7 protein-coding genes are annotated in these 7,664 nt (G+C 70.4%); 3 read left to right on the forward strand and 4 right to left on the reverse strand.

Annotation, left to right across the window (positions count from 1 at the left end):
- Positions 1–144: 144 nt before the first annotated feature.
- Positions 145–2,322 carry a hypothetical protein gene (locus E0H26_RS29335; RefSeq protein WP_165521874.1) on the forward strand — a complete coding sequence of 726 codons (2,178 nt, stop codon included), beginning with the start codon at positions 145–147 and terminating at the stop codon, positions 2,320–2,322.
- Positions 2,323–2,534: 212 nt separating this feature from the next.
- Entirely contained in the window at positions 2,535–3,209 is a 675-nt protein-coding gene (locus tag E0H26_RS14835; protein ID WP_131304209.1) for a hypothetical protein, read from the forward strand.
- 13 nt (positions 3,210–3,222) lie between these two features.
- Here E0H26_RS14835 and E0H26_RS14840 read toward each other — a convergent pair whose 3' ends face one another.
- From E0H26_RS14840 to E0H26_RS14850, 3 genes are read right to left on the reverse strand one after another with little or no spacing between them, the layout of a single operon-like run.
- On the reverse strand, positions 3,223–3,915 hold the full coding sequence (locus E0H26_RS14840; protein WP_131304211.1) for a cation efflux transmembrane domain-containing protein: 693 nt from the start codon (positions 3,913–3,915) through the stop codon (positions 3,223–3,225).
- A 17-nt stretch (positions 3,916–3,932) separates the two neighbouring features.
- The gene (locus E0H26_RS14845) at positions 3,933–4,262 is read right to left on the reverse strand and encodes an ArsR/SmtB family transcription factor (protein WP_131304213.1); all 330 of its coding nucleotides are present in this window, start codon (positions 4,260–4,262) and stop codon (positions 3,933–3,935) included.
- Between the two features lie 27 nt (positions 4,263–4,289).
- Positions 4,290–4,664 carry an ArsR/SmtB family transcription factor gene (locus tag E0H26_RS14850; RefSeq protein WP_131304214.1) on the reverse strand — a complete coding sequence of 125 codons (375 nt, stop codon included), beginning with the start codon at positions 4,662–4,664 and terminating at the stop codon, positions 4,290–4,292.
- A gap of 44 nt (positions 4,665–4,708) precedes the next feature.
- Here E0H26_RS14850 and E0H26_RS14855 point away from each other — a divergent pair, with 44 nt between their 5' ends.
- A complete protein-coding gene (locus tag E0H26_RS14855) occupies positions 4,709–5,191 on the forward strand; it encodes an SRPBCC family protein (protein ID WP_131304216.1) in 483 nt (160 codons plus the stop codon).
- Between the two features lie 130 nt (positions 5,192–5,321).
- Here the strand turns inward: E0H26_RS14855 and E0H26_RS14860 are convergent.
- A partial coding sequence (locus tag E0H26_RS14860; RefSeq protein WP_131304218.1) for a M36 family metallopeptidase occupies positions 5,322–7,664 on the reverse strand: 2,343 nt, incomplete at its 5' end.

Below are 7,664 nucleotides of genomic sequence, written 5' to 3' on the forward strand. Positions count from 1 at the left end.
CCGGCACCACCGGCACCACCGGCACCTGACCTCACCGCACCGGCACCTCACCGCACCCGGCACCTCACCGCGCTCGTCGCCGGTACGGCGGTAGCTCGACGCTGCCCGCCGCCGGCCACCACACCCCCCACCCAGGAGGAAGCTGTGAAGGGCAACCGTCCGCACCCCCACTCCGAACCGACACCGCCGGCCGACGCGCCACCGACCGAACGACCCGACGGCCGGATCAGCCGCCGGGCCCTCTCGACGCTCGGCATGGCCGGCGCGGCACTGGCCGGCGGAGCGCTGCTCGCTCCCACGGCGGCCCATGCCCAACCGTCGGAGCCGGGACCACGCGGCCGCAGCCCGCACGCCCTCGGCGGTGCCGCCGACATCGCCAGCGTCGCCGAGCTGCGAACCACCGCCGGAACCGCCGACGGCCAGCGCATCGAACTGGCCGGCTACCACGCCGGTCGGCCCGGCCTCGGCGGCGGTGAACTCTTCTGGGACGCCGGCAGCACCGACCCCGACGACGGCGGAACGATCTTCGCGGTCACCGGGACGGCCACCGGACGGTGGGTGCGCCCGGTGCGCAACCGCCTCGACCTTGCCTGGTTCGGCTGGACCGGCGCGGGCACGTCGGACGACTCCGAGCGGCTGCAGGCGGCGGTCGACGCCCTGCCGACCGGCGGGATCATCGAGATCGGCCCGGGCAAGGTCCGCATCGAGCAGACCGTCCTGGTGCGCGGGGTACCCGTCATCTTCCAGGGCGCCGGAGTCACCGACACCCTCGACTACGCCACCCAGATCGTCGTCGCCACCGGCACCGCCGACGGCATCCGGCTGGTCGGCGTACGCGGCGGCGGCCTGCGTGACCTTCAGGTCCGTGGCGAGGGGTTGACCGGCGGCTATCTGCTCGCCACCGAACGCTCCGGCGCCGAAAGCAGCTTCAGCAACTACATGTTCTCCTTCGCCAACGTCCGGTTCCGCGACGGCTACAACGGCATCGCGCTGCGCGCCTGTAACTCGATCCGCTTCGTCAACTGCGTCTGGAACGGGTTCAACGGGGAACACGTCATCCTGCTCAACGGCGTCAACGACACCTCCCGCGCCGACCCGGTCGAGTTCGTGCAGTGCGGCATCGCCGCCGGCACCGGCAACAACGACACCGACAACCTGATCATCGACGGGCTCGGCGGGTCGATCAAGTTCATCGCCACCGCCATCCTGTTCGGCCGGCACGGCCTCTGGCTGCGCAACACGACCGGGCAGGCCGCCCCGAAGTTCGTCTACTTCGAAGGTGGGGGCTTCGAGAACGGCCACGGTGTGCCGGTGCTGCTGGAAGCCGGCGCGCAGGTGCAGTTCGCCAACACCTACATCTCCGGCGACAACGACGACGACGCGGTACGCCTCGGCTCCGGCTTCACCGGCAGCGCCACCTTCACCGGCAGCGTCATCCGTGGCTGCGGCCGGCACGGCATCGACATCGGCTCGACCCGGGTCACCGTCACCGGCTGCCTGATCGGCAACAACGGGCGCACCGCCCATCCGACGTTCGCCCGTACCGTGGCGGGTATCGCCGACAACGGCTCCGGTGGGGTCCGGATCACCACCACCGCGGCGCACCGGTGGGAAAGTGGCGACCGGGTCACCGTCTCCGGGGTCACCGGGACCACCGAGGCGAACGGCAAGTGGCGTATCACGGTGGTCAGCCCGACCGCCTTCGACCTGCCGGTGAGCTTCGCCAACGGGTACGGCGGAGGTGGCAGCGCGTACCGGCACGGCGCCGGCATCAACATCAGGTCCACCGCGTCGCGGGTGGTGGTCGTCGGTAACGCCATCGGCGGGTTGGCCGACGGCATCAACCGGCAGGATCACGGGGTGGTCTGCGACGCCGCCGACGTCCTGGTCGCTGACAACGACCTGGCCGGAAACACGGTCGGGGCGTACCAGATCGCCGGCAACGAGACCGCGCAGACCCGGTTCGTCGGCAACAAGGGCGTGGCGCAGTTCGACGGCTGGCTCACCGCACGGGTGGACGGACCCGTCGCCAACGGCCTGGTCGACTTCGCCAACCAGCTCTACCTCGACGGTCAACGCATCCGCATCGTCAAGGTGACCCGTCGACTGGCCGCCGGCACCTGCACCGTACGGCTGGACGTCGACGGTACGCCCGCCGGCAGCGCCGGGCTCGCCGCTAACACCACCCTCCAGGCCACCACGCTGGCATCCTCGTTCGCGGTGGACGGCACGGACACCCCGAAGCGGCTGCGGCTGCGGGTGACCAACGCGGCGGGCGCCGACGGGCTGGAGGTGCAGTTCGCGTACCAGTTGGTGAGCTGAACCGCCCAAGCGCTCCGCGCCGAGGCGGGGCCGGGTGCCGCCGGCCTCCGCTCGGAGGCCGGCGGCACCGCGGCGACTCACGGGAGCGCCGGAGTCCTGCTGCCCGGGCCGGCGGTACCTCCACGCGTTGGATTGGCCCGCGTTGGTGTAGCGCGATCGGGCCGGGGTACGTCGATCTCTGGACGGCGGTGTCGTGGCGAGGGGAGTACGTGATGTCGATGCGCAGCTGGTTGGCCGGTGTCGGTCTGGTGGCGATGGCCCTTCCGGTGGCTGCCTGCGGTGGGACGACGCCGGACGACCTGGCCGCCACCTCCGAGGTCACCGGTACGCCGACGACCGGTACGCCGACGACCGGTACGCCGACCTCCCCGACGTCGACTCCCACCGAGTCCGTACCGGCCTCCCCGACGCCGACGGCCGCGTCTCCGGAGTTGTCCGGCACCCGTCAGGTGACGATCGTCAGGGTGGACGGCTTCGAGTCAGGACTGTCGTTGACCGAGGACGGGCGACTGGCCGAGGTCGACGACGACAGCGGCCGGCAGCTGTTCGTGCCGACGCCGCTGGACGCACAGACCTTCCAGATCAGGGCGTACCGTGGGGCCGGTGGTGGCCCGGGCACCGGCGAGGCGGTCTGCTGGCAGGTGCACAACCCCGGCGACACCAGCCCGCTGACCGTGCAGGGCGCCGACTGCGACGAGCGCGAGCCGCGCCAACGGTTCACCATCGCCTCGGCCACCGACGACACCGACGCCTACCTGATCAGCAGCAACTCGGCGTACCTGCGGCACTCCCGGCAGTCCGGGCTGATCCTGGAGGAGTTGGGCGACGCGTCGCCGACGAACAGTTTCCGGCTCAACGACAACGGGCCGGCACCCGAGCGGGAGTGACCCGCTCGGGTGCTCACCGGCCGTCGGCGCATCCGCTGTCGGTACACCTGTCGGACGGGCCCGGGGGACCGGCGATGACCGGGGTGCAGCAGGACCGCCCACGCCAGGCATCCCGGCCCTCCTTGGCGGCGACCACGGCGATAACGAGGGCGGCGGCCGAGTCCGCCCACCACCAGCCGAACAGCGAGTTGACGGCCAGGCCGACGAGCAGCACGGCGGAGAGATACGTGCAGATCAGGGTCTGCTTGGAGTCGGCGACCGCGGACACGGAGCCCAGTTCGCGGCCGGCCCGACGCTGCGCGACGGACAGCATCGGCATGATCGCCAGCGACAGCGCCGCGAGGGCCAGGCCGACGGTGGAGTGTTCCGGGCGGGTGCCGGCGAACAGCGCCCGCAGCGATTCGACGCCGACGTAGCCGGCGAGGGCGAAGAACGAGACGGCGATGACGCGCAGGGCGGCGCGTTCGCGGCGCCGTGGGTCGGTGGCGGTGAACTGCCAGGCGACGGCGGCGGCGGAGGAGACCTCCACGATCGAGTCGAGGCCGAAACCGATCAGGGCCGTGGAGGAGGCGACGGTGCCGGCGGTGATCGCGACGATCGCTTCGATGACGTTGTAGGTGATGGTCGCGCCGACGAACCAGCGGACCCGGCGGATCAGTACCGCCCGGCGCGCGGCCGACGGTCCGGCCGCGATGCTCGGAACCATCGGCAGTGGGGTGGCCATCAGCAGCAGTTGTCGGTGGGGGAATCCGGGCAGGCCGCCGGATCCACGGTGAGCACGAGGTCGAGCAGGTCGCCGAGGGCGTGGGCGAGCCGGGGATCGGCCAGCTCGTAGCGGGAGCGGCGGCCCTCGGGTACGGCCACGACCAGCCCACAGCCGCGGAGGCAGGCCAGATGGTTGGAGAGATTCTGCCGGCTGGTGCCGAGCAGGTCGGCCAGCTCAGCGGGGTAGCCGGGGCCTTCGCGGAGGGCGAGCAGCAGCCGGGCCCGGACCGGATCCGACAGAGCGTGCCCGAAGCGGGCCAGGACGCTTCCGTAGGTCAGTGTCGCCACAACGGCGATAGTACATCGACGGCTGAACTATTGGGTGGGCCGGGGCTGTCCGGTCGGGTTTTCGAGGGCTGACTTGAAGGTGGCGAGCCGGTCCACCGCCGCGCTGGCGTACTCGCCGATCCATCGGTCGTGGATTCGCTTGATCGGTAGTGGATCGAGGTGATTCCACCGTTCGCGACCCTTGCGCTGGGCGATGACCAGCCCGGCAGCCTCCAGCGCCCGTAGATGCTGCATCACCGTGCACCGGTCCAACTGCGGAAGCTGCTCGCACAGGTCACCGGTGGTGCGGGCCTGGTCCTTCAGTAGGTCGAGAATTCGCCGCCGGGTGGGGGACGCCAGCGCCTTGAACACGCCGTCCAGTTCGGCGTCGGCGTTGAGTGGGTCTGCGGGGCCGGCTGACATGTTATAAAAATACAACATGTCAGCGTGCGCCAGAGGAGATCACCATGGACCTGCGGTTCAAGATCGCCGGACGGATCAGCCGCCCGGTGCATGAGGTGTTCGAGGCCGTCGTCGACCCGGAGCAGCTCTCCGGCTACTTCACCACCGGCGGAGCGAAGGGACGCCTCGCCACCGGCGCCACCGTGAGCTGGGATTTCGCCGATTTTCCCGGCGCCTTCCCGGTCGAGGTGGTGGAGGTGGAGCAGGACCGGCGCATCGTGCTGCGCTGGGCGGCGGCGGACGACCCGGGCGAGCCGGCCACTGTCGAGCCGACGGCCGCCGGGGCCTACTGCACGACCGTCACGATGGAGTTCGAGCCGCTGGGCGGGGACCGCACCCTGGTCACCATCGCCGAGGAAGGCTGGCGTCCCACCGCCGAGGGTCAGCGCGCCTCGTACGGCAACTGCGAGGGGTGGACGAGCATGCTCTGCTGCATGAAGGCATGGCTGGAGCACGGCATCAACCTGCGTACCGGCTTCTACGCCTGACCCGGCTCGTCGGGGGCAGCCCAGGAGCGCGGTAACCACCGTCGATGGCCCGGTCGGCGCACGGACCGGGGGAGCGTTCCGTGTCCTGGAACGCTCCCCCGGCTCAATCGGTGCAGATCAAGCGCTGCGGTCAGCCGATGAACTTGAAGTAGCTGCGGTACTGGAATCCGTTGTCGAGGGTCAGGACGAATTCGCGGCAGGTGCCGGCCCAGGCGGGGTCGGTCTTCCAGACGTAGTTGTACTGGCCGTTGGCGCTGACCGACATCGTGGAGTTGCCGGGGTTGACGGCCTTGACGGGAGTGGGTCGGGGGGTGGTCGGCCCGCCGGGGTTGGTGGTGCGCAGGGTGTCGCAGTCGACCAGTCGGGAGTACGGGGAGTTGCTGGCCAGGATGTCCAGGCCCCGGTTGGTGGCGAGCTTGAACTTCATCGGTGCGGCGTCACCGGCGGGGAGGGTGTTCAACTCCGGTTGGGCGCTGCGGCCGATGAAGTCGGCGCGGCAGGTCGGGTGGGTGTCGAACGCCTCGGTGTTGTCGTCCCGGTTGGTGGTGCCCTGGACGGCGCTGTAGCCGAGACCACGGCGGGCGAAGGAGGCCCACAGGGTGCAGGAGTTGTCGCCGCCGGTCAGCGCCGCGTCGGCGGCGATGATGGCGTTGCGGCCGGTGACGAAGCCGGGGCCACAGCCCTGCATCTTCAACCCGTCCATCACCAACTGCATGGCCAGGTTGTTCCCGCCGGTGCTCCACGGGTCGTAGATGGTCGGGTTGAACCCGTGCCGGTCGATGAGATCCCAGGTCACGTCCCACAGCACCGACGCCCAGCCGTGACCGATGCCGTGCGGCGCGGCCAGCGAGGTGCCGTTGAGCCAGCCGCCGGTCTTGATGCTGTCGTAGGTGAACGGCTGGATCTCCATGTTGCGGGAGTAGGGCCGGGGCCGGATACCCGCACCGCTGCGGTCGTCCTGGAAGAGGGCGTACGGGCCCATGCCGCGCACCCCGTCGGCCGAGTCGTACGCCGGGTCGAGCAGCATGGTGAGCGCGAAGTAGTCGCTCCAGCCCTCGCCCATCTGCTCGTTGCCGCTCAGGCAGTTGATCCCGGGGCCACCGGTGAGCCGGTTGGAGATGCCGTGACCGTACTCGTGGATGACGATTCCGGCGTCGAAGTCACCGTCGCGGATGCCGGGGTGGCTCGGGTGCTTGCGGACCGAACCGGTGACGTCGCCGCCGGCGATGGCGGCCTTGATGGTGTTGCCGTCGGCCTGGTTGACCGCGACGGCCGGGATGGTGACCGGTGCGGTGGTCATCGCGCCCGTGAGCACCGGCGCGGCGCCGGTGGCGTTGTGCGCCACCACGACCGCCTTGGCGCCCAGCGACTGGGCGACCTGGGTACGCAGCAGGTAGGTGCAGGCGGTGGTGCCGCCGTCGACCACCGCGATCCAGTTGCCACCCGGCAGCGTCTCCGGGTAGGTCGCCGTGTTGCAGCCGGTGCCGCCGTAGACGAAGCGGTGCCCGGGCAGGCCCGCGACCGAGGGGGCGGGGCTGAACCGCGACCAGGTGGCGTCGAAGGAGCCGACGCCGTCGACGACGATCTGGTTCTGGGCGCCGAACTGGTTGCCGGGCCACAGGTACATCTGCATGCGGGGGGTGCCGCCGTCGGCGGCGGGGGTGGAGAAGTTGGCGTTGTTGCTGCCGCCACCGTCGGCGGCCTCGGCGCGGACGTAGTCGCCGCCCACACCGCCACGGCCGTAGTTGTTCATCTGGAAGTTGCCCGACGCCTCGTCGAAACCGTAGAGGTAGGTGACGTCGTGGATGATGTTGTTCCAGTAGAACAGGTTCGCCGTCGCCGCGTCCCGGTAGCTCTGCGCGTGCTCGTTCAGGTCCATCGGGAAGTCGAAGCTCAGCCCGGCCCCGCCATCGGGGCTGCTACCGAAGTCCGGCTGGTTGTTGTTGTCCTGGTCCTGGTAGGCGTGGACGTTGTTGCCCTGGGTGGTGGTGAACTCGGCACCCGGCACGCCGTTGGTGTCGTGCCAGCCGTACGGCGACGCGGTCCCGTCGGCCGGGTTGGTCACCAGGGTTCGAGGGCCGTCGTTCGGGCTCTCGGCCGGCCCGGCGTACACCTGGTAACTCGACCCGTCCTGCACCGGGTTACGCGAGCGGAAGGCCTCGGTGTTGAGCGTCGTGGCACGACCCGGCGCCATCGCGTCCAGGTTGCTGGAGAGTTCGTGGGCGTCGTGGTGCACGGTCCAGTCGTCGGCGTTGAGCAGTTCGCCGGTTTCGGCGTCGACGGTGGCGTTCCAGAGGTGGGCGTCGGTGGCGTCGTCGATGACGAGTTGCCAGGCGAGGCGGAGGCCGTCTTCGGTGGGTTGCCAGCCGAGTTTGGCGGGGATGGGTTCGTCGGAGATGCCGCTTTCGGAGACGACGGTCTTTTGTGCGGCGCCGCCGGTGCGGCTGAGTACCTTGGGGCTCTTCGGGGTGGC

The sequence above is a fragment of the Micromonospora zingiberis genome (assembly GCF_004331455.1).
Classification (GTDB): Bacteria; Actinomycetota; Actinomycetes; order Mycobacteriales; family Micromonosporaceae; genus Micromonospora; species Micromonospora zingiberis.